General features: G+C 50.5%; 20 protein-coding genes and 1 pseudogene. 13 read left to right on the forward strand and 8 right to left on the reverse strand.

What is annotated here, in order from left to right; translation table 11 throughout:
- Positions 1–125 precede the first annotated feature (125 nt).
- Both ACWA5Z_RS03280 and ACWA5Z_RS03285 read left to right on the forward strand, forming a co-directional pair.
- Entirely contained in the window at positions 126–299 is a 174-nt protein-coding gene (locus ACWA5Z_RS03280; protein ID WP_431053899.1) for a hypothetical protein, read from the forward strand.
- Positions 283–863 (forward strand): annotated as a pseudogene (locus ACWA5Z_RS03285) (zeta toxin family protein). Before ACWA5Z_RS03280 ends, ACWA5Z_RS03285 begins: the two are co-directional and overlap by 17 nt.
- A 110-nt stretch (positions 864–973) precedes the next feature.
- Here the strand turns inward: ACWA5Z_RS03285 and mutS are convergent.
- Entirely contained in the window at positions 974–3562 is a 2589-nt protein-coding gene (mutS, locus tag ACWA5Z_RS03290; protein ID WP_431053900.1) for a DNA mismatch repair protein MutS, read from the reverse strand.
- Between the two features lie 217 nt (positions 3563–3779).
- Here mutS and recA point away from each other — a divergent pair, with 217 nt between their 5' ends.
- The 3 genes from recA (at position 3780) to ACWA5Z_RS03305 (ending at position 6046) form a co-directional block, all read left to right on the forward strand.
- The gene (gene recA / locus ACWA5Z_RS03295; RefSeq protein ID WP_431053901.1) at positions 3780–4832 is read left to right on the forward strand and encodes a recombinase RecA; all 1053 of its coding nucleotides are present in this window, start codon (positions 3780–3782) and stop codon (positions 4830–4832) included.
- 56 nt (positions 4833–4888) lie between these two features.
- Positions 4889–5344, forward strand: a complete 456-nt coding sequence (gene recX / locus ACWA5Z_RS03300) for a recombination regulator RecX (protein ID WP_431053902.1) — start codon at positions 4889–4891, stop codon at positions 5342–5344.
- Between the two features lie 204 nt (positions 5345–5548).
- Complete coding sequence (locus tag ACWA5Z_RS03305; RefSeq protein ID WP_431053903.1) at positions 5549–6046, forward strand: GNAT family N-acetyltransferase; 498 nt, start codon at positions 5549–5551, stop codon at positions 6044–6046.
- A 6-nt stretch (positions 6047–6052) separates the two neighbouring features.
- Here the strand turns inward: ACWA5Z_RS03305 and ACWA5Z_RS03310 are convergent, their stop codons facing one another.
- On the reverse strand, positions 6053–7990 hold the full coding sequence (locus ACWA5Z_RS03310; protein WP_431053904.1) for an ABC transporter ATP-binding protein: 1938 nt from the start codon (positions 7988–7990) through the stop codon (positions 6053–6055).
- A gap of 80 nt (positions 7991–8070) precedes the next feature.
- Between ACWA5Z_RS03310 and ACWA5Z_RS03315 the strand changes: the two genes are divergently transcribed.
- Together ACWA5Z_RS03315 and shiA are read left to right on the forward strand one after the other, a co-directional pair.
- The gene (locus ACWA5Z_RS03315) at positions 8071–8688 is read left to right on the forward strand and encodes a MarC family protein (protein WP_431053905.1); all 618 of its coding nucleotides are present in this window, start codon (positions 8071–8073) and stop codon (positions 8686–8688) included.
- A 343-nt stretch (positions 8689–9031) separates the two neighbouring features.
- A complete protein-coding gene (gene shiA, locus ACWA5Z_RS03320; protein ID WP_431053906.1) occupies positions 9032–10378 on the forward strand; it encodes a shikimate transporter in 1347 nt (448 codons plus the stop codon).
- Positions 10379–10431: 53 nt separating this feature from the next.
- Here shiA and ACWA5Z_RS03325 read toward each other — a convergent pair whose 3' ends face one another.
- Positions 10432–13362, reverse strand: a complete 2931-nt coding sequence (locus ACWA5Z_RS03325) for a S8 family serine peptidase (protein ID WP_431053907.1) — start codon at positions 13360–13362, stop codon at positions 10432–10434.
- A gap of 339 nt (positions 13363–13701) precedes the next feature.
- Positions 13702–14136 (reverse strand): ribonuclease E inhibitor RraB, encoded by a 435-nt coding sequence (gene rraB / locus ACWA5Z_RS03330; RefSeq protein WP_431053908.1) that lies wholly within the window; start codon positions 14134–14136, stop codon positions 13702–13704.
- 298 nt (positions 14137–14434) lie between these two features.
- On the opposite strand from rraB, the gene adhE reads away from it, so the two are divergent.
- The gene (adhE, locus tag ACWA5Z_RS03335) at positions 14435–17056 is read left to right on the forward strand and encodes a bifunctional acetaldehyde-CoA/alcohol dehydrogenase (protein ID WP_431053909.1); all 2622 of its coding nucleotides are present in this window, start codon (positions 14435–14437) and stop codon (positions 17054–17056) included.
- 90 nt (positions 17057–17146) lie between these two features.
- Here the strand turns inward: adhE and ACWA5Z_RS03340 are convergent, their stop codons facing one another.
- Complete coding sequence (locus ACWA5Z_RS03340; protein ID WP_431053910.1) at positions 17147–17995, reverse strand: rhomboid family intramembrane serine protease; 849 nt, start codon at positions 17993–17995, stop codon at positions 17147–17149.
- A 93-nt stretch (positions 17996–18088) separates the two neighbouring features.
- Here ACWA5Z_RS03340 and ACWA5Z_RS03345 point away from each other — a divergent pair, with 93 nt between their 5' ends.
- Positions 18089–18403, forward strand: a complete 315-nt coding sequence (locus ACWA5Z_RS03345) for a DUF5389 family protein (RefSeq protein WP_431053911.1) — start codon at positions 18089–18091, stop codon at positions 18401–18403.
- A gap of 353 nt (positions 18404–18756) precedes the next feature.
- Here the strand turns inward: ACWA5Z_RS03345 and glpE are convergent, their stop codons facing one another.
- The 3 genes from glpE to ACWA5Z_RS03360 form a co-directional block, all read right to left on the reverse strand.
- Complete coding sequence (glpE, locus tag ACWA5Z_RS03350; protein WP_431053912.1) at positions 18757–19089, reverse strand: thiosulfate sulfurtransferase GlpE; 333 nt, start codon at positions 19087–19089, stop codon at positions 18757–18759.
- Positions 19090–19154: 65 nt separating this feature from the next.
- The gene (locus ACWA5Z_RS03355; protein WP_431053913.1) at positions 19155–20027 is read right to left on the reverse strand and encodes a DMT family transporter; all 873 of its coding nucleotides are present in this window, start codon (positions 20025–20027) and stop codon (positions 19155–19157) included.
- A 22-nt stretch (positions 20028–20049) separates the two neighbouring features.
- Positions 20050–20592: a TIGR00645 family protein gene (locus ACWA5Z_RS03360; RefSeq protein WP_431053914.1), complete on the reverse strand. Its 543-nt coding sequence runs from the start codon at positions 20590–20592 to the stop codon at positions 20050–20052.
- 160 nt (positions 20593–20752) lie between these two features.
- Between ACWA5Z_RS03360 and ACWA5Z_RS03365 the strand changes: the two genes are divergently transcribed.
- The 4 genes from ACWA5Z_RS03365 (at position 20753) to fruA (ending at position 25666) form a co-directional block, all read left to right on the forward strand.
- Complete coding sequence (locus ACWA5Z_RS03365) at positions 20753–21238, forward strand: hypothetical protein (RefSeq protein WP_431053915.1); 486 nt, start codon at positions 20753–20755, stop codon at positions 21236–21238.
- 250 nt (positions 21239–21488) lie between these two features.
- Positions 21489–23018, forward strand: a complete 1530-nt coding sequence (gene fruB / locus ACWA5Z_RS03370; RefSeq protein WP_431053916.1) for a fused PTS fructose transporter subunit IIA/HPr protein — start codon at positions 21489–21491, stop codon at positions 23016–23018.
- Between the two features lie 13 nt (positions 23019–23031).
- Positions 23032–23973 (forward strand): 1-phosphofructokinase, encoded by a 942-nt coding sequence (gene fruK / locus ACWA5Z_RS03375; protein ID WP_431053917.1) that lies wholly within the window; start codon positions 23032–23034, stop codon positions 23971–23973.
- 4 nt (positions 23974–23977) lie between these two features.
- On the forward strand, positions 23978–25666 hold the full coding sequence (gene fruA, locus ACWA5Z_RS03380; protein ID WP_431053918.1) for a PTS fructose transporter subunit IIBC: 1689 nt from the start codon (positions 23978–23980) through the stop codon (positions 25664–25666).
- Positions 25667–26081 lie beyond the last annotated feature (415 nt).

Genomic DNA, 26081 nt, shown 5'->3' on the forward strand with positions numbered 1-26081 from the left:
GCGTGAATCGGTACTTATTCAAAAAATTGGATAAGTTCAGAAGACTGACAATCGGCTGACTTCAGGTATATAATGAATAACACCCTTACCCATCACTGAACGACATGAGCCATTGGAGAACGCAAATGACCAATCAACAAATTGCCGAGCATCAACGCCAGTTGCACATTCAATTCAAAGCGTGGATGGACGATAAGAAAAAGCGTGAAGTACTGACGTTTCAACGTTCGAATGGGAATATTGTTCGCCATTATCCTGACGGACATGAAGAAGTGATTGAATATGCTAAAGCAAAGTAATTTAGCTATTTTCTACTGCGGCACCAATGGGCGGGCAAAACCACATTACGCGGATTTAACAAAGACACGGTACAAATTGTGATCGATTCCGATCATATCGCCATGCAAATTAACTCTGAAAATCCACGCTTGGCGGACAGCCTTGCTGGCAGAAAAGCGATTGAATTATTTAAATTTGCGATTGAACATCAAATTTCGTTTTCAATGGAATCCACGTTATCAGGCAATTCCATTTTGCAACGAATCAAGAAAGCCAAAGAAAATAGTTTTTATGTGCGATTAAATTATGTGGGTGTAAATAGTGTTTCAATCAACATTGATCGCGTAAAAGCAAGAGTAGCAAACGGCGGACATTTTATTGATGAAACGACAATCCGCAACCGCTATGACATCAGTTTGCAAAATTTAATTAAAATCTTACCACTTTGTGATGAAGTGTTTATTTATGACAATTCGGAAGAGCTACCGAATTTGGTGTTTCATCTTAAAGGAAATAAATTAACCCAGTGGCTTGATTTGCTGCCGGAGTGGTGTGAAGAATTAAAACACGCACTAAATCAGTAGTAATGCAGGGTCAGCATTCACAATGCATTTAATCTATAAATAAAAAATGCAAAGTGCGGTTCGGGCGGATATATAATCCGCCCCTACTTTTACCATTAAAATCAATTACTTTAACCTTTCACCAAGGTTTTTAACTGATACAAATACGTCAATGCCTGTTTCGGGGTTAAATCATCGGGATCGAGCTGTTGCAACATCTGCCAGACCGCACTTTTGCCTTCATCTTCTTCGATCAACGGCAATTCTGCCTGCATTTGGTTCAATTCGCGCAGTTGTTGCAGTTTTTGATCACCCGTTTGTTGCGATAAACGTTCCAACTGGTTCAGTTTTTGTTTGGCAAGGGTCAGCACCTTTTTCGGCACGCCTGCCAATGCCGCTACCGCCAAGCCGTAACTTTTACTCGCCGCACCCTCTTGTACCGCATGCATAAAGGCAATACTGTCGTTGTGTTCCAAGGCGTCGAGATGTACGTTAAACACGCCCTCAAACTGCTGTGGCAACACGGTCAGTTCAAAATAATGGGTGGCAAACAGGGTCAGCGAACGCAATTTTTGCGCCAACCACTCGGCGCACGCCCATGCCAACGCCAAGCCGTCATAAGTGGAAGTGCCGCGCCCGATTTCATCAATCAGCACCAAACTTTTCTCACCGGCTTGGTGCAGAATATTCGCCATTTCGGTCATCTCCACCATAAAGGTCGAACGTCCCGAAGCGAGGTCGTCCGACGCGCCAATGCGGGTAAAAATCCGATCAATCGGGCCGATAACCGCACTTTGTGCCGGTACAAAACTGCCGATGTATGCCATCAGCACGATCAACGCTGTTTGCCGCATATAGGTGCTTTTACCCCCCATATTCGGACCGGTTACCACCAAAAGATGACGTTGCGGATTGAGTTGCAGCGGATTGGCAATAAACGGATCACTCATCACCTGTTCCACCACCGGGTGACGACCGTTTTCAATCGCAATGCCGATTTGCTCGGCAAACTGCGGACGACTGTAATTCAGGGTTTGCGCCCGTTCGGCTAAATTACTGAACACGTCCAACTGCGCAAGGGTCAGCGCCGCCAGCTGTAGATCGCCCAAGTGCGGTAGCAGGCGTTCGAACAATTCGTCATACAACTGCTTTTCCAACGCCAACGCCGCACCTTTGGCTTTCAGCACTTTGTCTTCGTAGGTTTTCAGTTCGGGAATAATATAACGTTCGGCATTTTTCAGGGTTTGGCGGCGCACATAATGTATCGGCGCACGATCCGCCTGCCCGCGGCTGATTTGGATATAGTAGCCGTGCACCGCATTAAAGCCGATTTTCAGGGTGTCAATGCCGGTCGCTTCGCGCTCGCGCGCTTCCAACTCGTCCAAAAAGCGGGTTGCGCCGGCAGACAACTCGCGCCATTCGTCCAACTCCGCATGATAGCCCGGTGCAATCACCCCACCGTCGCGAATCAGCAACGGCGGCGTTTCCACCAACGCCTGTTGTAACAGTTCACATAATTCGGAAAAATCGTCGATTAAGCCGCAAAGCGCAGTTAGCTGCGGCGAATTGTGCGGAATCAGTTGATTTTTAATCGGCGGAATTTGCTCCAGTGCGCTACGCAAACGGGTGAGATCACGCGGACGCGCCGAACGCAACGCCACCCGCGCCAAAATCCGCTCCATGTCGCCCACTTGGCGCAATAACGGTTGTAAATCGGCGATTAAGTCATACTGCAAAATATCGGCAATCGCCTGTTGCCGCTTTTGTAACTGGGCAGTGTCGCAAATCGGCTGATGAATCCAGCGTTTCAACAAACGGCTGCCCATCGGCGTGACACAGTGATCCAACACCCACGCCAAGGTGTATTCCGTGCCGCCGGCAAGATTCTGCGTCAGCTCCAAATTGCGCCGCGTCGCAGCGTCCAGCACGATAAATTCGCTGTTTTGCACCAGACTGATCGAATTGATATGCGGCAGGGCGGTGCGCTGGGTCTCTTTGGCATAATGCAGCAAACAGCCGGCGGCACACAGCCCCAAACTCGCCTTTTCCACACCGAAGGCTTTCAAATCTTTGGTGCCGAACTGACGGTTGAGTAACTGAAGTGCGGTATTCAGTTCAAATTCCCAAATCGGGCGGCGGCGCAAACCGCGACAGCCTTGCAACAGCCCCATGTCGCTGAACTCTTCATCATATAACAACTCGGCAATCGACAAGCGTTGCAGCTCCGCTTGCAGCGCCGCCGAATTATCATGTTCGCTGATTTGAAACCGCCCCGAACTCATGTCCAAGGTTGCCAGCGCAAACCGCACGTTGTGTTGATACACCGCCGCGATCAGGTTATCTTGCCGCTCCGGGAGCAAGGCTTCGTCGCTGACCGTGCCGGGCGTGACAATCCGAACCACCTGCCGCTCGACCGGACCTTTGCTCGCTGCCGGATCGCCAATCTGCTCGCAAATCGCCACCGACTCGCCCAGGCGCACCAACTTTGCCAAATAGCCCTCGACCGCATGATACGGCACTCCCGCCATCGGAATCGGCTGCCCGGCGGAATTGCCGCGTTTGGTCAACGAAATATCCAACAACTGCGCCGCTTTCTTGGCATCGTCATAAAATAATTCGTAAAAATCCCCCATACGGTAAAACAGCAAAATATCGGGATTTTCCGCTTTCAGGCGCAAATATTGTTGCATCATCGGGGTGTGGGCATGTAATTCTTGCATAACTCTTTTAGCATTTAGGGTTAATTGGCGACATTATACGTGATTTTTCGCAGATTGATAAAATGGCATAAAAAAGAAATCAATGCTGAAAGTGCGGTTTTGGAATGGCTTTCACATCCTGCAAAAAAAGATCAAAATTTCACTTGATACTGTATAACCGTACAGTATAATAAGCGGTAATTCTGATCAAGCAAGATTGCGTAACTAGAGGTTTAGTATGGACGATAACAAACAAAAAGCACTGGCTGCCGCATTGGGGCAAATTGAAAAGCAATTTGGTAAAGGGTCGATTATGCGCTTGGGCGACACACAAACCCTGGATATTGAGTCGATTTCAACCGGCTCACTCGGTTTGGACGTCGCCTTGGGAATCGGTGGTTTGCCGATGGGGCGGATTGTGGAAATTTTCGGACCGGAATCTTCCGGCAAAACCACGCTAACCTTATCGGTGATTGCGCAAGCGCAAAAAGCCGGCAAAACCTGTGCCTTTATTGACGCCGAACACGCATTGGATCCGATTTATGCCAGCAAATTAGGCGTTGATGTGAAAGAGTTGTTGGTATCCCAGCCCGACAACGGCGAACAGGCGTTGGAAATTTGTGACGCCTTGGTGCGTTCCGGTGCGGTGGAAGTGATTATTGTCGATTCCGTCGCCGCCTTGACCCCGAAAGCGGAGATCGAAGGCGATATGGGCGATTCGCATATGGGCTTGCAGGCGCGTTTGATGTCACAGGCACTGCGCAAGCTGACCGGGCATATCAAAACCGCGAATTGCTTAGTGGTGTTTATCAACCAAATCCGCATGAAAATCGGCGTGATGTTCGGCAACCCGGAAACCACCACCGGCGGTAATGCGCTCAAATTCTATGCTTCTGTACGTTTGGATATCCGCCGCACCGGGGCGGTCAAAAACGGCGAAGAAGTCATCGGGAGCGAAACCCGGGTGAAAGTGGTGAAAAATAAAGTCGCGGCGCCATTCCGCCAAGCCGAATTCCAAATTATGTACGGCGAAGGCATTTCCAAGCTGGGCGAATTAATCGAACTGGGCGTGAAACACAAACTGGTGGAAAAAGCCGGTGCATGGTATGCCTATAACGGCAGTAAAATCGGACAAGGTCGTGCCAATGCGATGAAGTGGATGGCAGAAAACCAAGCCGCCGCTCAGGAATTGGAAGACAAATTGCGTACCGAATTATTGGCAAATCCCGAACAAGGTTTAGTTGCCGATATCGACGGCGACGATGAAGGTTTTGAAGCGAACGACGAGTAATAGCCGGCTCCCTGCGCATGCGCAGGGAGGAAAATTAAGCATTATACAAACGAATTATGAACAAAATCGCTCTTGCCTATATTATGAATCTGCTGGCGCGGCGTGATTACAGCTGTGAAGAGATTCGGCAAAAAATGACGGCAAAAGCCTTTGCTGCGGAAGATATTGAAACAGTGCTGCAACATTGCCGGCAAAAAGGTTGGCAAAGTGATCAACGCTTTTGCGAGCATTTTCTGCTGTCGCGCAGCCGCAAAGGATACGGTCCGGCACGAATTAAGCAGGAATTGCAGCAAAAAGGTATCGCAAGCGATCTGATCTCCGCGCAATTTGCCCAAACTGCGCTTGATTGGTTCGAACTGGCGGAAAGCGTTTTTCAAAAGAAATTTTCAAATATCCAAACCGCTCAATGGGACATGAAACAAAAGCAAAAAGCGTGGCGCTTTATGTCGAATCATGGTTTTCAGCCCGATCACTTCCGCCATTTATTCAAGCTTGATTCGGATGACGACTAACTGATCGCCATGCGTTCTCCTGTCGGCAAGCCTAAGCCTAAACTCAACATTAATATCACCAAAAGCCGTTGTTTTTAGTCCGTCATTGCGCTGACCGACGCTTAGATTTAGAATGGAGAGAGTTGCCAACGAAGCATAGGGTAACCATAAGCGGTAGGTACTTGTGCCGTAATAAGATATTCTTTATAGGTTAATGGATTAACAATGATCAGTATTGAGAAATATACCTTTTGGCACTTTGACGATTTGCTGAGTTACCAATTGGATTCGGAACAAGCCAAATATGTACGCCAACCGTGGCAATGGTTTGAAGGGCACACCTTGCTGTTAAGCAACGGCATGACCGGTGTTTCGATTTTACAAGATAAAACCGCAGTCGGTTTTTTCGTGCTTGATCGCGGCCCGGAAAAGCTGGAATATACCAATAATCCGCAGGCGATCTTGCTGCGCTCTTTCTCGATTAATCCGCAATATCAGGGGATGGGAATCGCCACTACCGCCCTCACGCCCAATCTGATCGATTCCTTTATCTACAATTTATCGCCGAAATACAATGAAATCGTGTTAGCGGTCAATCCGCTAAACCAACGGGCGTATCAACTCTATCTACGCTGCGGCTTTCAGGCTGCCGGCAAAGTGATTATTAATGTGCGCGGCGCACGTTCGGTACTCACGCGCCGTATCGGTGGCAATCCGGCCTAAGCAACGCTAACCAAACCGGGCTAACCGCTCCTCCAGTTGTTGTTGCGCTTCCAACCAGTCAAATTCAATCTGTTCCAGCTGTTTTTTCAGTTTGACCTGATCAGCCAGTAATGCGGTTAAGCGCACTTTGTTTTCTTCGGTATAGATCGCACCGTCTGCCAGTTGGTTTTCAATCTCACGCAATTGCGCCCCGCACTTATCCAGCTGGCTTTCCAGTTGTTGGATTTTTTTGCGCAACGGTGCCGTTTGCTGGCGCAATTCGGCCTCCAAGCGTTTTTGTTCTTTACGGTTCAGCGGACTTTCGCTTTTATCAACCGCACTTTCACCGGTTTTATCCGCTGTTTGACCACTGTCTTGATGGGTATTACTTTGATTCACATTGTCATTCAACCATTTTTGGTAATCGTCCAGATCGCCGTTGAAATCTTCCACCTTGTGATCGTGCACCAGATAGAAATCATTCACCGTATTGCGCAGCAAATGACGATCATGCGATACCACCACCAATGAGCCTTGATAATCCACTAGCGCCTCGGTCAAAGCTTGGCGCATATCCAAATCCAAGTGGTTGGTCGGTTCGTCGAGCAACAATAAATTCGGGCGTTGCCACACGATTAACGCCAATACCAACCGTGCCTTTTCACCGCCGGAAAAACTGTCCACCGGCTGTTTGACTTTATCGCCGTGAAAGGCGAAACCACCGAGATAATCGCGTAACTGCTGTTCGGTTTGCTGCGGTGCAAGCCGTGCCAAATGCCAAAGTGCGGTTTCGTCGGCGCGCAGGGTGTCCAGTTGGTGCTGCGCAAAATAACCGAGTTGCACGCCCTTTGCCAACTGCACTATGCCGTTCTGTGGCGCGAGTTCTCCTGCCAGCAATTTGATTAAGGTCGATTTGCCTGCGCCGTTGCGCCCCAATAAACCGATACGCGAGCCGGGCACGAGATTGAGTTTGACCGATTGCAGCACGGTATGATCGCCATAACCGGCACTCACTTTTTCCATCGTCAAAATTGGATTGGGCAAGGATACCGGCGGGCGGAACTCAAATTTAAACGGATTATCCACATACGCCGGCGCAATCAGTTCCATCCGTTCCAAGGCACGGATTCGGCTTTGTGCTTGTTTGGCTTTACTGGCTTTGGCACGGAAACGGTCGATATAGCTTTGCAGGTGTTCGACTTTTTGCTGCTGTTGGCGATACAAAGCATTTTGCTGTGCCAGTTTGGTGGCGCGCTGCACTTCAAATGAAGAGTAATCGCCGCTGTATTCGTTCAGTTGTTGTCGTTCGATATGCAGAATTTTACTCACCACCGGATCGAGAAAATCACGGTCGTGCGAAATCAGGATCAAAGTGCCGGGATAACGGCTTAACCAACGTTCCAACCAAATTACCGCGTCGAGATCCAAGTGGTTGGTCGGTTCGTCCAACAGCAATAAATCGGAGCGGCAAATCAAGGCTTGCGCCAAGTTTAGCCGCATGCGCCAACCGCCGGAAAAAGATTTGACCGCACTTTGCAGTTGTTCGTTTTCAAAGCCCAAGCCGTGCAGCAAGGTTGCCGCGCGCGCTTGAATCGTCCAAGCGTCAATCGTATCCAATTTGGCGTGCAACAGCGCGATTTGGTTGCCGTCATTATTCGCGTTCGCCTGCTCTAATTCATGGGTTAATTGAGTGTATTCGCGGTCGCCCCGAATCACATAATCCAACGCGCTGATCGCCAGCGCCGGCGTTTCTTGATTGACCCATGCCAATGCCCAGTTGGCGGGAAATTTGATCTCGCCGCCTTCGCTTTGCATTTCGCCTTTCAACAATGCCAACAATGACGACTTGCCACAGCCGTTTTTGCCGACTAAGCCGACCTTCTGTCCGGGATTAATACTGGCGTTGGCGTGTTCCAATAATGTCGTTACGCCGCGTTTTAAAGTCAGGTCACTAAAAAAGATCATTTTTTATTTTATTTTGTTAATAGATTATTGCACAATGATAACATAACTCTCCATCATTCAAGACAAATTCAGGATGAATAATGTTTGATTCTCTTATTGTACAGTTTGTGGTGCTGTGGGCGGTGATCGACCCGATCGGTTCGGTGCCGGTTTACCTTGCCAAAACGATTGGACTGCCGTTGGAAGCCCGCCACCGCATTGCGCGTAATGCCACCCTGATTTCCGCCGGGATTTTGGTCTTTTTCTTAGCCGTCGGGCAGTTGTTATTAGAAGCCATGCAAATCCCGCTTACCGCCTTCCAAACCGCCGGCGGCTTGGTGTTATTGCTGTTCGCCTTAACCATGATTTTCGGTGAAGGCAAACCGAGCGAAGAAATGCGCCTACCGTCCAATCTGAACGAAATTGCGGTATATCCGCTCGCCGTGCCGTCCATTGCTTCACCCGGCGCGATGATGGCGATTGTGTTGTTGACCGATAATCACCGCTTTAACTTTGGCGAACAAATGTTGACCACCCTGATCATGCTGTTGATTTTGCTGATCACCTATCTGTTGTTTATTGCCGCCAACCGTATCCAGCGGATTATCGGCACCACCGGCGCAGCGATTATCAGCCGGGTAATGGGCTTAATTCTAGCCGCCGTCGCTATCAATAATATTTTGGTCGGGGTGCGCGATTTCTTTATGTACGTCAAATAAGGAACCGTACGTAGATCCGCGAAATGACACGCAACAACTTCGAGCAATGTTGGGATCGTTTTAAAACCGTAATCACAACGCAAGAAGCGGGGGGAGATGTTTGCAATTGCAGTTAATGGAGCCGCGCGCGGCAAGGGCGTGGCAACCGCACTTTGGGTTACGTCGATACTTATTTGATAGATAAAAACTTGACGGTTAGCCGCCCAAATCTAAATCGTTAAAACTTCATTTGACCTTGTCCCGCTCTTTCGGTAATCTCGAATCCGACACTTTAATTTTTGTATAAAAATAATTACACAATTAAAGTTTGCTTGTTTATACTCCGCTTTAATCGAGGTTTTCCGTGTCTCAACTAATAAAAGAAGCTGGCGCAAAAGCCAATCAAAGTGCGGTCATCAACCCGCCACTGTACAGCCACAAACGCGCCCATCGCGCCGCCCTCAGTAGTTTTATGGGCGCGGTGGTCGATTGGTATGATTTCCTGTTGTACGGCATTGTTGCCGCCTTGGTGTTCAATCACCAATTTTTCCCGAATATCAGCCCGAGTATGGGCACTTTGGCGGCATTCGCCACCTTCGGCATAGGCTTTCTGTTCCGTCCGCTCGGCGGTATTGTGTTCGGGCATTTCGGTGATCGGATCGGGCGTAAAAAAATGTTGGTGTTGACCGTAGTGTTAATGGGCGGTTCGACGGTGTTAATCGGCTTGCTGCCGAACTTCGCCAGTATCGGTTGGGCGGCGCCGGTGCTGTTGGTCGTCTTGCGTGCGATTCAAGGTTTTGCCGTCGGCGGCGAATGGGGCGGCGCGGCATTAATGGCGGTGGAAAGTGCGCCGCCGGGCAAAAAAGCGTTTTACAGTAGCGGCGTGCAAATCGGTTACGGCGTCGGCTTAATGTTGGCAACCGGCAGCGTGTCACTGATTATCTATTTCTTCGGCAACGAGGCGTTTCATGACTGGGCGTGGCGGATTCCGTTTATCGCCAGTGTGGCGCTGCTGTTGGTCGCACTGTGGATTCGCCGCCATCAGGAAGAATCGACCGAATTTGAGCAAACCGTGATCAACGCCAAACAACAGGCGCAACGAATGCCGATTATCGAGGCGATCTCGCGCCACCCGAAAGCGTTTTTATACATTATCGCCCTGCGTTTCGCCGAGCTGCTGACCATGTATCTGGTGACCAATTTCGCGCTCAATTATTCAACCCAGCATTTGGGCATGTCGAGCAGCGTGTTCTTGAATATCGGTTTGATGGTCGGCGCCATCAGCTGTTTCACCATTCCGCTGTTTGCGCGCATTGCCGACCGCTATGCGCGCAATAAAATGGGTTATCGTATGATGTGCGTCGGCGGCGGTATTATCGGTGCGCTCAGCGCCGTACCGTTCTTTTTCGCAATGGAGCAGGGCAATGTGTTCTGGATTTATCTGTGTGCGATTCTGTTGGCAAACATTGCGCATGATATGGTGGTGAGCGTGCACCAACCGCTGTTCACCGAATTTTTCGGCACTGCCTATCGCTACAGCGGCGCCGGCGTCGGCTATCAGGTTGCCAGCATCGTCGGCGGCGGTTTCACCCCGTTTATCGCCGCGGCGTTAGTCACCTGGTACGACGGCTCTTGGTATCCGGTGGCGATCTATCTGATGGTCGGCTGCCTGTTGACCGCACTGGTGGCGGCAAGAATGCAGCGCAGTTAACCGCACTTTAGCTAAATAAAAAAGCCGCCTCCAATGGGGCGGCATAAGTTTGATTAAAAGCGATAGCCGATATTCAGATAGGCTTTGCTACCACGTTCCTGCTGATAACCGTTATACTGCCAACCCAATCCGGCTTGCCAAGCATGGTAATTGACGGCAAACGCGAATTGTGTGCGTAAATGACCCCGTTGTTGTGCCGTTGCTGTCTGCGTGATCGCGACGCGATCTAAATGGCTGGTTACGCTGAACGGGCGCGAAGCAAGATGTTGGCTATATGCCAATGAAATGCTTGGAATCAATTGCCAATCACCATATTGGAAAGTGCGGTTTAACTGCAGATCCAGTAACAGATTCGTTTCGGTTTGGCGAATTCTGCCGGTATTCAGCGCCAACTCACTGCCTTGCTCGCTAAATTCTTTCAACTGCAAGTGATTCACTTGCAGCCCGAACGACGGCTGTAACGTCCACGCCTGCCGTTGCCACAAATAACCGGCACTGAAGCCGACACTACCGTTCCAACCCCGGGTTTTGCCATGGCTGCCGTCCGCCACGCCGTTAAACTGACGTTGCTGTTTATAGTTGATGTTGGCGAATGCCAGATCCCCTTCGACAAACCAGCCTTGCCGTTCCGACAGCAAAAAGTGACGCGCGGCGGTCGATAAGCGGGCTTCGCGGATATTTGCGCTTGCGTACGCTTGGCTCGCCGTAAAACGGTTGTTCGATACGCTGGCAAGCCACAACGTTTGCGGCGAGAGCCGTTTACTCACGCCCACTGTCTGTTGTGTCGCACGATAATCGACCCGTGCGCCCCGTGCATTTGCGCGGTAATGGCTATTATCCCGTCCCAACTCGCTCCACACCTGTAACCCGTCGCCATGCAACATCTGATGGTCGTTCAAGCGGCGCTGGAGCAAAGTGCGGTTTAACGCCGCTTGATCCAACAAATAGCTGACGCTGTTAGCATAAATACCGTTGCCCAAGGTTTGCGGCAATCGCTGCCAATCGCCGCTTTGCAACACCCTGGTCAGCCAGCGGTTATAGTGGCTGCGGCTGAAAGCCAAGCGACTGTCGCGCAATTGATTTAAGGCGTCAATCGCGTTGGCTTCATTACGGTTGGCACTTTGCGCGGATAAACGGCTTGGATTGACATTCAACAGCACGGAGTCCGAATTAAATTGCAAATCATAACGCAAACCTTGGCTTAACAGCGCCTGCGGTTGCTGCAATGCGGCAAAGCCGCCGCTATAAGCGGCACCGTTTTGCAATTGCAACAGCGTTGCCCGCGTCTGTCCGGCTTTGGCTTGGCGCAGATCCAATCCGTCTGCCGTCAACCGCCCTGCCAACCGCACTTGCGCCGCCTGTCCGTCGGCGCTAATGCCTTGTGCGGTCAGTAAATTAAACTGTGCCGAATCTTGCAAACTCAGACGATTGACAAAACGCATTCCTTCGGCAAATAAGGTACCGCTAATCTCACTGGCGGCGGCAATGACGCCGCTCCCGCCCAAGCTGCCTTGTGGATTGACCTGAAGCGATGGGCTTTGTAAGCGCTGATTCACTTGTAGGCGACCTTGCTCCACCACCGCACTTTGCTGTAACCGAGTGTCGCCTTGCAATACCAAAGCGCCGCCGGCGACGGTCAAACCTTGCAAACGGTTGCCGTCACCCGCCAAAGTCAAACTGCCTGTGCCGCGTTTGCGCAAGCGCCCGCCGCCACTCAAGCTGTTCGACCAACGATCGTCACGGTTTAAGGTGTAAGTTTCATCGCCCAATAGCTGTGCCGGGCCTTGCAACGCTTTGCCGACATTGACCATGCCCCAACCGAACGTGTCATCAACCCCTTTGCTGCCCAAATCGGTGGCGGTGGTCAACATCACATCGCGCACCTGCGTCATGTCCATATACTCAAAGCGCTGTTTCAGCAAGGCGGCCACCGCACTGATGGTCGGCGCGGCATAGGAGGTGCCCTGTTCGGCTGTGAACGAATAATCCACTGTGCCGGCGGTAGGATCACCGGCAATCGACAGCAGCGCCATCGTACCCGGCGCGGCGATACACCAGTTTTTACTCACGCCGCAATGGTTGGAGTAGCTTTCCAGTTTGTGATCCGCCCCGACCGCAATCACCGACAGATAATGTTTTTCCATTTCGGGGAAATAACGCGGCAGTGCCGCCAAAATACCCGGCTGGCGTTTCGACTCGTTACCGGCGGCAAACACCTGCAATACGCCTTTCTCCGTTGCCTGATGTAAACTGCTTATCAATACATTGGATAAATTTAGTTTGCCGCGATATTCCTTATCCATTGCCGCCGCCTGCTCGGCAACCGGATCTTCGTTCCAGCTGTGATTCATAATATGTAGCCCGGGCGCCTTAGCCGACATCTGTTCAATCGCAACGGCAAACATCGTGCGCGGCAGCGGATCTTTACCAAGTAGCAGCTTTTTATCTTCGGCTTCATTGCCGCTGCCCGCCGGAGAACCGCTGGTCGGTTCATATGAAGCTTGATACAGCGTCACCCCTTTGGCAATTCCGCCAAAATAGCTCAAGCGCGGATCCTGTGTTGATTGCAGCCCATTCGCCGCAATAATGCCGCTGACCTGTCCGCCGTGGCTGCTGTAAATCGGTTTGCCGCTCTCTTGATCGGTTTCCTGTACCAGTTTAGTCGGGTCAAACCTATAGGATTTGCCGTTTAAGGTCTGGCTGAATACTAACGGAATCAGATTGCGCTTGTCTTTTAACAACGGGTGTCCGTTAAAAAAGCCCGAATCGACCACGCCGACCACTACGCCGCTGCCGTTATATTGCGCCGCGATCTGATCGGTTAATCCAATTCCTTCTTTCGGTTGTTGCAAATATTGCGCCAGTTTTTGCTGCTCAGCGCTCAGTTCCGCCGCTTGTAGCAAGTTGGCGAGCATGATACCGCTTACTATCAGGCTGAGCGATGATTTTTTAAATGGAAATCCAACTACAGGAAATTTCAACATAACAATCCTTATTTTTATTATCAATGTGACTGAATTGGTTATTTTTGACTATTTGAAAACGATATAATAACCATTCCCAACTTCAAAATGGGCGCCACTTTATGTAATAAAAAAAGTAACGACAAGGTAGTACCTGCCGTTGCGCGCTATCATCGCAATGATTTACCCTAACTCAAATAACCGCTTGTTTTTTAATGCGATACGTATGGTTTTATCGACTATTTTTGTTAAAGGTAAGTTTGTGGCGGGGATTTTTATCTTTATCACAGATAAAAAACAGCCTGCATATGCAGGCTGCTTAGAAAGGATAGGTGATTCGTTTGCGGAGATAAAGTGCGGTTAGTGGCGCGTATCTTCCTCATCATCGAAGTCTTCGTCATCATCAAAAAATTCACCGTCGTCGCCGTATTCGTCCTCATCGGCGTTCGGGTCTTCAAAATAAGTGCCCCAACCGTCATAGGCGCCGCCGTGTTTTTCAACTAACGGAATCAGTTCATTTTGCTGCGCGTCGATGAGTTCGGCTTTCAGTTCGATTTCGCTGATAATATCGCAGCAGAACAGCTCATTGCCGCTTTCGTCTTCCAGCTCTTCCGCTTCCGATACTTCATAACCGGCTTTAAACGCATCAACGGCAATTTTTTCCAACTTATCAAAATCACGGTGGGAAATGTGGTGTTCAATGATGTATAACGCCTCAGGATCGCTGCCGTCGTTGAATAAATCCTCGATAATCTCGCGGGTTTCCCGTTGCAACTGCTCACGCTTCGTTTTCATACTTTCTCCTTAATTGAAATAAGCGGATTCTATTTCCCGCACATTGTAAGACCGGTGCCAAAATTAAACAATCCTTATCTTTTTCCCTGTGATTTCCAACCGATAAACCACAGGATCATGTTAAACAAAAGATGATTTGTAACAAGCTGTTAGCCGCTTGTTAAGATTTAATCCGAGTTTGATAAAAACGTGATCCAGATCACTCTTTAGAGGTAAATAACACTTAAATATTCGCTTCAAGCGCCTATAATTTTTCTCAGAAAATTTTTAATTTAGATAAACTTTAGGAGAAATCATTATGAACAAAACGACAACAGACACGGCTGTCAGTCCGGCACAAGCGGAAGTCAACCAACTGGTCGAGCGCGGCTTGCTTGCACTGGAGGAGTTTCGCAAGCTAAATCAAGAGCAAGTTGATTATATCGTTGCCAAAGCCTCGGTTGCCGCCCTTGATCAGCACGGCGTGCTCGCCATGCACGCCGTGGAGGAAACCGGGCGCGGTGTGTTTGAGGACAAAGCCACCAAAAACCTGTTTGCCTGCGAATATGTGGTGAATAATATGCGCCATTTGAAAACCGTCGGCGTAATCAGCGATGACGATGTCACCGGGGTTACCGAAATTGCCGATCCGGTCGGCGTGGTTTGCGGGATCACCCCGACCACCAACCCGACCTCGACCGCGATTTTTAAAGCCTTAATATCCTTAAAAACCCGGAATCCGATTGTATTTGCTTTCCACCCATCGGCACAACAATGTTCCGCCCATGCCGCACGTGTGGTATATGACGCGGCGGTTGCCGCCGGTGCGCCGAAAGACTGCGTACAATGGATTGAAAATCCGTCGATGGAAGGTACGGCGGCATTGATGAAACACCCGGGCATTGCCACCATTTTAGCCACCGGCGGTAACGCCATGGTGGAAGCGGCTTACTCTTGCGGCAAACCGGCATTGGGCGTCGGGGCAGGCAACGTGCCGGCATATGTGGAAAAAAGTGCGGATATCAAACAAGCCACCCACGATATCGTGATGTCGAAAGCGTTCGATAACGGCATGATTTGCGCCAGCGAACAAGCGGCGATTGTCGATAAAGAAGTGTATGACGATTTTGTCAATGAGATGAAATCCTACGGCGTGTATTTCGTCAATAAAAAAGAAAAAGCGTTATTAGAAAGCTTTATCTTCGGAGTAAAAGCCAATTCCGCCAATTGTAGCGGCGCAAAATTAAATGCGGCGGTGGTCGGCAAATCCGCATTTTGGATCGCCGAACAAGCCGGTTTCAGCGTGCCGGAAAAAACCAATATTTTAGCCGCCGAATGTGCCTTAGTCGGTGAAAAAGAGCCGTTGACCCGTGAAAAACTGTCGCCGGTGTTAGCGATTCTCAAATCCGACTCCACCGAACACGGCTTCGAATTATCGGAACAAATGGTGAATTTCCACGGTTTGGGACACTCCGCCGCAATCCATACTAAAGACGCCAAGATCGCCAAGGAGTACGGCGAACGGGTGAAAGCAATCCGTGTGATTTGGAATTCCCCTTCCACCTTCGGCGGGATCGGCGATGTGTATAACTCCTTCCTGCCTTCCTTAACCTTAGGTTGCGGTTCTTATGGTAAAAATTCCGTCGGCAACAATGTCAGTGCGGTCAATCTGTTAAATATCAAACGCGTGGGCAGACGGAGAAATAATATGCAGTGGTTTAAAGTGCCTTCAAAAATCTACTTTGAACGGGATTCCATCCAATATCTACAATCCATGAAAGGCATGGAACGCGTGGTGATCGTCACCGACCGTACCATGGTGGATTTGGGCTTTGTTGAAAAAATTGCCAACCAACTGACGGCGCGCGGCAACCATGTCACCTATCAATTGTTCGCCGATGTCGAGCCGGATCCGAGCATTGAAACCGTGCGCCGTGGTACGCAACTGTTACGTAACTACCAACCGGATACTATCATCGCCTTAGGCGGCGGCTCGGCAATGGACGCGGCAAAAGTGATGTGGCTGTTCTACGAACAACCGGAAGTCGATTTCCGTGATCTGGTACAAAAATTCATGGATATTCGCAAACGGGCGTTCAAATTCCCGCAATTAGGACGCAAAGCGCGCTTTATCGGCATTCCGACCACCTCCGGCACCGGCTCGGAAGTGACGCCGTTTGCGGTGATCAGCGAAGGCGATAAAAAATACCCGATCGCCGACTATTCATTAACCCCGACCGTGGCGATTGTCGATCCGTCGTTCACCATGAGCGTGCCGGCGCACGTTGCCGCCGACACCGGTTTGGACGTGTTGACCCACGCCACCGAAGCCTATGTCTCCACCTTGGCAAACGACTTCACCGACGGCTTGGCATTGCAAGCGATTAAGCTGGTGTTTGAATATTTGGAACGTTCGGTCAAAAACGGCGCGTCCGATCCGGAAGCGCGCGAAAAAATGCACAACGCCTCGACCATCGCCGGCATGGCGTTTGCCAATGCGTTCTTGGGCATGAACCACTCGTTGGCGCACAAAATCGGCGGCCGTTTTCACACCCCGCACGGACGCACCAATGCGATTTTAATGCCGCACGTGATCCGCTATAACGGCACCCGTCCGCAAAAAACCGCGACCTGGCCGAAATATAACTACTACAAAGCCGATGTGAAATACCAAGACATCGCCAAAGTGCTCGGCTTGCCGTGCGCCACCCCGGCGGAAGGGGTCGAAGCCTTCGCCCAAGCCTGTTCGGATTTAGCGCAAAAAGTCGGGATTAAAATGTGCTTTAAAGATCAAGGTTTGAACGAACAAGAGTGGATGGACAGCCGCCGCGAGATCGCCTTGCTGGCGTTTGAAGACCAATGCTCCCCGGCAAACCCGCGCTTGCCGATGGTGGAAGATATGGAAGTGATCCTAACCAAAGCGTTTTACGGCGACAAGTAAGTGGCGACAAATAAGTAAAGCCTAATCTTATCTCGCTGAAACCGCACTTTTAAATCTGAAAGTGCGGTTTTTCTTATGTTATCTCGACGGTTATTTCTGCCAATGTGCTTGCCACCACGCCAATGCCAAGCCGACCATAAGCCCTGAAATATGCGCCGCATTGCCGACCGCAATATCAACTAATGGCGAAACAAAGCCGAACAACACACCGATCAGCAGCAGATAAATAAAGCCGCTCGGCAAGCGGTAACGCTGTTGCGGATCAAGCCGGCTCAGCAGATAGACATAGCCCAACACGGCGAACACCACGCCGGACAAACCGAAAAATGCCGCGCCGCTAAAGGCGTTTTGTACGCTGCCGCTGATCACCGCTGCGGCGAAAAACAGCATAAACAACTTGCCGCTGCCGTTTTTGCGTTCGATCATCGCGCCGAACACCAGCCAGTAAGTCAGGTTGAACAAGATATGCGAAAACGACAGATGTACCAGCGCATGGCTGACAAAACGCCACAGTTGCGAATATTGGCTGCTATTTTCCGGATAATGCGCCCATTGATACACCTCGGCACGATAGCCGCTCAGAGTCAAGAGATAGACCGCGACACACAGCAAAGCAAGCGTCCAAGTCAGCGGCGCCTGGCGCAGTGCGTTGCGCCAATTGCCGATATTCGGCAGCCAACTGCTGAAACGCCCTTGCAGCGAATAGGTTTCGCCGTCCTGCCAGCTGGCTTGGGTATATTTTTCGTCAAACGGATCGCGCCGATACTGTTCCGCTTCGCCCAAAAGTGCGGTCAGCTGCGGATCGTCTTGTTCCACTGCCAATAAATAAACGTTCTGTTCTTGATACAGCGGCAGATCGCGCTGATAACGCTGACGGATATAATCTCGGAAACGCAGTGCCAACTCCGCTTGCTCGCTGCTGAGGATCACTTTCATCATAATAATTGCTTCAGTAATAAATGCTTCAGTAATAAACGGATTGCGCTATACTAGCCGTTCGCTCAAAAGATGAGAAGTACAAAGGATAAAAAAATGACCAAACCACAACTGCCGACCGGCTTTTCCGCTTTTGCCTGGGGCTTGGCGCTGTTTTGCCTGCCTGCCATTTTGTGGCCGCTGGCGCTGTTGATTTCGCCGTCGGTTGGCGATCATCCAAGCTTGAGCAACCGCGAAGTCTATTGGCTCTCCACCGCACTTTGGCTGTATCCGTTGCTGTTATTGACGGTTGCAGTATTACTGAACAAACTGCGCCAATCGGCACCGCGTCTAGCGCAGAGCTTGTTGTTCGCCGGTTTTATTTTATTCTATGGTTTTTTAAGTTATTTGATTACCGCCCTTCTTCCTTGATGTGAAAAGGTGCCTGAAGGGCGGATGAAAGTGAAATCAAACAATGCCCCCTCATCCTGATTTTCGTTTCTGAACAAAGCGAAAATCTGTCCTTCTCCCACAAGGGGCGAAGGGAAGATCACCATGAATCGAGACGATAAAAATCCTTTCTCCCTTGATGGGAAAAGGTGCCCGAAGGGCGGATGAGAGTGAAATCAAACAATGCGCCCCTCATCCTGATTTTCGTTTCTGAACAAAGCGAAAATCTGTCCTTCTCCCACAAGAGGCGAAGAGATTATCACCATGAATCGAGACGATAAAAATCCCTTCTCCCTTGATGGGAGAAGGTGCCCGAAGGGCGGATGAGGGTGGACTTAATCGTGCAAATCACTCTCGGTCGGCAGCCCGGCACGCAGCCAGCCGTCAAAGCCGCCTTGTACGCTGTACACGTAATCAAAGCCCTGCTCCAGCAAAAAGCGGGCGACGTTGAGGCTGCTGACACCATGATAACAGCTGACCAACAGCGGAAAGTCATAGTCATAACGATCCAACAGTTCGCCGTAACTTTGATTGGTTAAATGAAACGCCTGCGGTGCGCGGCGGAAGCGGTAATTTTGTAAATCGCGAATATCCAGCAACAGCGCCGTGCCGTCCTGCACCTGCTGCCAAGCCTGTTGTGGCGTAACGGTTTCGATCTCGGTTGTCATCGCATATTCCCTTACTGACGGATGTTGCGCGAATGTTAACAGTTTAAGCCGCGTGATGAAAGCAATTAAACCGCCGTTTTGCGGTTTAAGCGATACATCCAGTAACCGCTGAGAAAAATCAACAGATAACCGCCCCAACTGAACCAATCGGGATACTGCCCAAACAATAACACACTGAACAGCGCGGCAAACAGCACCGAAGCATAAGAATAAATCGACACTTCTTTGGCGCTGGCGTAACGGTAAGCCAAAGTAATGCCGAACTGCCCGACCGTCGCCATCACCCCGGACAGCAACAAATAGCCAAGTTGTTGCAACGACATCGGCTTAAACTGCCATAACACCGGCGGCAGCAGTGCCAAGGTAGAAAAGCAGGAAAAGAAAAACACGATGGTGTAAGGCGATTCCACTTTCGGGCTCAACGCCAGCACGCGCAACATCAAATACGCCGCCGCCGCGAACACCGCACCGAGAATCGCGATCAGATAGGCGGAAAGTGCGGTTTGCATTGAATCGGCAAACGGACGGATAATCAGCACCACGCCGAGCAACGCAACCAGACACAGCAGGATTTGGCGTGGCGTCACCCGTTCTTGCAGAAACAGCGCCGACAGCGCGATTAAGATAAACGGCGACAGTTTCATGATCATATCGGCGTCACTCAACAGCAGGTGATCGATGGAATAGAACCCCAGCAACACGCCGAACAAACCGAAAACCGAACGCAACACTAAGGTGCGGCGGTTTTGCTTATGCCCGATAAAGGAAGTGCGGTTTTTCCACACCAAATAGCCGCTCAGTAAAGCCGCGATGGCATTGCGGAAAATCGATTTTTCCGTCACCGGCAGATCGCCGGCAAGTTTGATACACACCGCCATCACGGTAAAACCCAAGGCTGAGATCAGCATTGCCGCAATGCCTTTACTGAGATCCGTCATCTTAACCGCACTTTGACTTTAATTAGTGATTTTTATGGGTAGTGCCGTATAAAATCCGGTCGGTATACGCCATCGCCAACGCCGACGCCAAAAAGCCGAGGTGCAGCAGCAACTGCCACATCATCTGCTTCTCCGGCAGATTGCCGACATTAATGAAAGTTTGCAACATGTGAATCGACGAAATACTGATAATCGCCATCGATAATTTCACCTTCAGCACCGAGGCGTTGACATGGTTCAACCATTCCGGCTGATCCGGGTGATCATCGGTGTTCAATTTGGAAACGAACGTTTCATAGCCGCCGACAATCACCATAATCAACAAATTGGCAATCATCACCACGTCAATCAGGTTCAGCACCGCCAACATCACCATGCTTTCGTTCATCTGATTCAGGTTGGCCAGCAATTCCCACAGCGATTTGATAAATTTATAAGCATACACCATTTGCACCACAATCAGCCCGATATAAATCGGCAGTTGAATCCAGCGGCTGGCAAAGATGATTTTACTGAAAATCGAGGTTCTTCTGACCCGATCTCTTTTTTCAACGGTTGTTTCCATATTATGTGTCTTCATTAAGAGGTGAATAAAAGTGAGTGGAAAATTACCGATTTTCCGGCGAAATAGCAAGATTCGGCACAAGAAAATTATCGACAAAACGCGCAAGAAGTGGCATAAAATAACCGTAATCAACAAAAAGTGCGGTTTAAGGAGAAAACTGATGTTAAAAAAAGTAGCGCTGATAACGGCGGCACTGATTTTAGCCGCTTGTAGCAGTAAACCGGTGATTGATCTGGCGGACAGCCAACGCGACGCCAAATCCTATGCGATTGCTTACCAAACCACGGTGCAGTCGTTTGACGGCATTGTCGATAAAAACTATGAAGTCGATGATTTTGCGCGCGGCGCGCAGGCGTGGTATCGCGGCGATATTAAAGAGAGCGTCGCCAACATGCGTGATAAGCTGTACAACCAACTGCAAGACAGCAATATTTACGCCTTTCGCAGCGGCGTGGTGTTCGCCGGCGAACTGCAAAACAACTTTTCCCGTTTAAACAGCAATTGTTGGTCGCAATTGAATAAACCGAGCCTGACCCAAGGTATCTACGATGCAATGCGCGATTTAAGCAAAAGCCGTGTGCGGACGGAAAATGATCCCTATCTGAGCGCCGGCACCGAGCAATTCTTGGCGGTTTGTCAAAAATAGCGGATAAAATGTGATACATATCACTTTTTAAGCAAATTTCCCGCCGTTTACCTTGAACTGCGCAGGCGAATGGCGAATAATAAAGCCATCGTCAATTTGTCGTTGTAAAGAGACTCATAACTACAGCGGCAAAATTTTTTCTTTCTTTGCTGAAACGATTTTTCAAGGAGATGCAAAAATAAACCGCTTGCTTTTTGTACAGCAAAAAAGATAACGTTTTTTCTTTACCCGTAACTATAGGAGCAATTGAATGTTTAACTTACCGGAAAACAACATTCATTTATCAGCAACTGCCGATAATAAACAACAAGCAATCGAAATGGCGGCGAACGCCTTGGTGCAAGCCGGCTATGTCGAAGCGGGCTATCTGCAAGGCATGTTAGCGCGCGAACAGCAAACCTCCACCTTTTTAGGCAACGGCATTGCCATTCCGCACGGTACGTTGGAAACCCGTGATATGGTGAAAAACACCGGCGTGCAAATTTTCCAATTCCCGCAAGGAGTCGAATGGGGCGAAGGCAACACCGCTTATATCGTAATCGGCATTGCCGCCCGTTCCGACGAACATTTGGCATTATTGCGCCAATTAACCCACGTGTTAGGCGATGACGACACCGCCGCTTCATTGGTCACGCTGCAAGATAAAGCCGAATTCCGCGCGATTTTGATGGGTGAGAAAACAGAGCCTGCGTTGCAAGCGGATTTCATCTCATTAGATGTTGACACCGCCAGCGTGCTGACCTTAACCGCGATTAACGCCGGTAAATTGGAAGCCAAAAGTGCGGTCGATAACCGTTTTGTCAGCCAAGTCATCGCCGATCCCGGCTTGCCATTAGGTAACGGCATTTGGCTGAACGATAATGCGCAAGGCAACCAATATAACGCCGTGGCGTTCAGCCGTGCCAAACAGGCGTTTCAAAACGGCAAGGGTCAAAGCGTACAAGCGGTGGTGACCGTCGCGGCACTTGACGATCAATTAAACCCGGTATTAACCCGTCTGCTGAATAACGAGCTCCAAACCGCACTTTTAACCGCCAACAGCGCGGAACAGGTGATGGCGTTGTTAGAAGGTAAATTGGCGGCAAGCGTAGCGGCAGGTACCACGGCAAGTGCGGTCGATCACGTGATCGGCACCTTCACCGTGCGTAACGAACACGGCTTGCATGCCCGTCCGGGTGCGCTGTTAGTCAGCACGGTTAAACCGTTTGCCGCCAAAGTCACGGTGGAAAATCTGGATCGCCCGGGCAACGCCGTGAACGCGAAAAGCCTGATGAAACTGGTGGCGCTCGGCGTGGTTGCCGGACACCGTTTACGCTTTGTGGCGGAAGGCGATGACGCCAAAGCCGCGATTGAAGCCATTGGCAAAGCGATTGCCGACGGCTTGGGCGAAGACGCCGGCGTAACTCCAAAAACACCGGATACGATTGAAGAAGTGGCAAGTGCGGTCGCCGCACCGGCAAGTAGCACGCCCGCCGTGCAAAGTGAGTCGGCGGCAAGTAGCGAAGCACAAGCCGAAGGCACTTTCAGTCTGAAAAATGAACACGGCTTACACGCCCGCCCTTGTGCTTTGTTGGTGCAGGAAGCGAAGAAATTCCAATCGGCAATTACCGTAGAAAATTTAGATCGCCAATCGGCGGCAGTGAGTGCGAAAAGCATGATGAAAGTAGTCGCCCTCGGTGCGCTGAAAAACCATAAATTGCGCTTTGTCGCCAAGGGCGATGACGCACAGCAGGCAATTGACGCCATCGGTGCGGCGATTGCCGCCGGTTTAGGCGAATAATAAGGGGCTTCACATGGCAAAAATTGCAACGATCACCTTAAACACCGCCTACGATCTGGTCGGGCGTTTACCGCGCATTGCGTTGGGCGAAGTCAATACCGTCGAAACCTTGGGGTTGTTCCCGGCAGGCAAAGGCATTAATGTGGCGAAAGTGCTATATGATTTGAATGTCGCTGTAGCGGTGAGCGGTTTTCTCGGCGAAGAGAATCAAGGTGACTTCAGCCAGATGTTTCAGGCGTTGAATTTGGAAGATAAATTCCAACGTGTTCCCGGTAAGACACGGATCAACGTAAAAATCACTGAAACGGAGGCTGATGTCACCGACCTGAACTTTTTAGGCTATCAAATCAGCGACAGCGACTGGGCGAAATTTACCCAAGATTCGCTGAACTGGAGCAAAACCTTTGATGTGGTGGCGGTGTGCGGCAGCTTGCCGCGCGGCGTCAGCCCGCAACAATTCACCCAATGGCTGAGTCAATTGGGACAAAGCGGCGTGAAAGTGGTGCTCGACAGCAGCAACGCCGCGCTGACCGCCGGTTTAAAAGCCAATCCGTGGTTGGTGAAACCAAACCAACGCGAATTGGAAGCTTGGATCGGCAAACCGTTAAACAGTTTGGCGGAGATTATCGCCGCCGCCAAACAACTGAAAGCGCAAGGCATTGCCAATGTGATTATTTCGATGGGCGCCGAAGGCTCGGTGTGGCTGAGTGACAAGGCGGTGGTGCAGGCACAGCCGCCGAAATGCGAAAACGTGGTCAGCACCGTCGGCGCCGGCGATTCGATGGTCGCGGGATTGATTTACGGGATCAGCCAAGGTTGGACACAAGCGCAAACCTTGGCTTTTGCCAGTGCGGTTTCCGCTTTTGCGGTTTCGCAAAGTAACGTCGGTATCAACGATCGCACGTTGCTCGATACGATTTTGCAGCAAGTTAAAATTAACGTTCTAGAAGGATAACAACATGAAAATTCTACTGGTAGAAGGCAGCGCTTTAGGCAAAGCGAAAACCTTTTTGGTACGCCAAGTATTAGCCGCAGCCGCCGGCAATGCGACACATCAAGTGGTGGACAATGCCGCCGACGCCGATCTCGCCGTGGTGTTAGGCGATAATTTGCCGAATAACCCGCAACTGGCAGGCAAAAAAGTGTATCTGGCAAACCTGGACAGCGCCTTTAGCGCCCCGGAAAAAACCTTGTCCGACGCGCTTGCCAATGCGACAGATTATGTGGCGCCAAGCGGTGCAGCGGCGGCAAGTGCGGTCAGCACTGGCGGGAATGCGGTTAAAAATATCGTTGCGGTTACTGCCTGCCCAACCGGCGTGGCGCATACCTTTATGTCGGCGGAAGCAATCGAAGCCTACGCTAAACAGCAAGGTTGGAACGTGAAAGTGGAAACCCGCGGTCAAGTGGGCGCCGGCAACCCGATCAGCCCGGAAGAAGTCGCCGCGGCGGATTTGGTATTTGTCGCTGCCGATATTGATGTGGATTTGAGCAAATTCGACGGTAAATTGATGTACCGCACTTCCACCGGTCTCGCCTTGAAAAAAACAGCACAAGAGTTCGATAAAGCGTTTAAACAAGCCAAAATGTTCACTGCCACGGCACAAAGTGCGGTTAAGCGGGAAGCGAAAAGCGAGAAAAAAGGCGTGTACAGCCACTTGATGACCGGGGTATCGCATATGTTGCCGGTGGTGGTTGCCGGAGGCTTGATTATTGCGCTGTCGTTTGTCTTCGGGATCGAAGCCTTTAAAGAGGAAGGCACGTTAGCAGCGGCATTAATGCAAATCGGCGGCGGCAGCGCCTTTGGTTTGATGATTCCGGTGTTGTCCGGTTATATCGCCTACTCGATTGCCGACCGCCCGGGCTTAACCCCGGGTTTGGTCGGCGGCATGCTCGCCAGTTCCCTCGGCGCCGGTTTCCTCGGCGGGATTATCTCTGGTTTCTTAGGCGGTTACGTCTCGAAATTTATCGCCGACAAAGTGCAACTGCCGCCGACCATGAATGCATTAAAACCGATTTTAATCATTCCGTTCTTTGCCACCTTAATCACCGGCTTAGTCATGATTTATGTGGTTGGCGACCCGGTGGCTTGGATTATGAACAGCATGACCGAATTCCTGAAAGGCATGCAATCCGGCAGCGCAATTATGCTCGGTATTATCTTGGGTGCGATGATGTGTTTCGATATGGGCGGCCCGGTCAACAAAGCCGCTTACACCTTCGGCGTCGGCTTACTGGCTTCGTCCACCTACCTGCCAATGGCGGCGGTGATGGCGGCGGGCATGGTGCCGGCATTGGGCATGGGCTTGGCAACCTTCTTGGCGCGTAAAAAATTCTCCGCCAGCGAGCGCGAGGGCGGCAAAGCCTCATTCGTATTGGGATTATGCTTTATCTCCGAAGGCGCAATCCCATTCGCCGCACGCGACCCAATGCGCGTGATCCCAAGCTGTATGGCGGGCGGCGCCCTAACCGGCGCACTCTCCATGCTGTTCGGCGCACAACTGATGGCGCCGCACGGCGGAATCTTCGTTTTGGCAATCCCGGGCGCAATCCAACCGGTGTTGTTATACTTAGTGGCGATTCTTGCCGGTACCGCCGTCACCGGCTTCCTGTACGCCGCAATCAAACCAAAAGAAGAAGAGTTGGTTTAATCCTGGCTGCGTTAAAATGCAAAACCTCGGTCTCGTGCCGGGGTTTGAGATTGCTGACAAACTGACTTCTCTCCCTCCGTCCTTCGGACACCTCCCTCCGTATACGGAAGGAGGGAAATTATTCGAGAAAGCGACTTTGTCATCCGCCTAAAACCCCGGTCTTGTGCCGGGGTTTGAGATTGCTGACAAACTTACTTCTCTCCCTCTGCGTGCGGAGGGAGTACCATTTTTTGCAAGAAAAATGGGGAGGGAGGGGGAATATGAAAATGCAACATATTTATTTTTAACATTCTTTATGCCTCCCTCCGTCCTTCGGACACCTCCCTCCGTATACGGAGGGAGGGAAATGATTAGAGAAAGCGACTTTGTCATCCGCCTCAAACCCCGGTCTCGTGCCGAGGTTTCTTTTTTATCC

Source organism: Testudinibacter sp. P80/BLE/0925 (genome assembly GCF_053570785.1).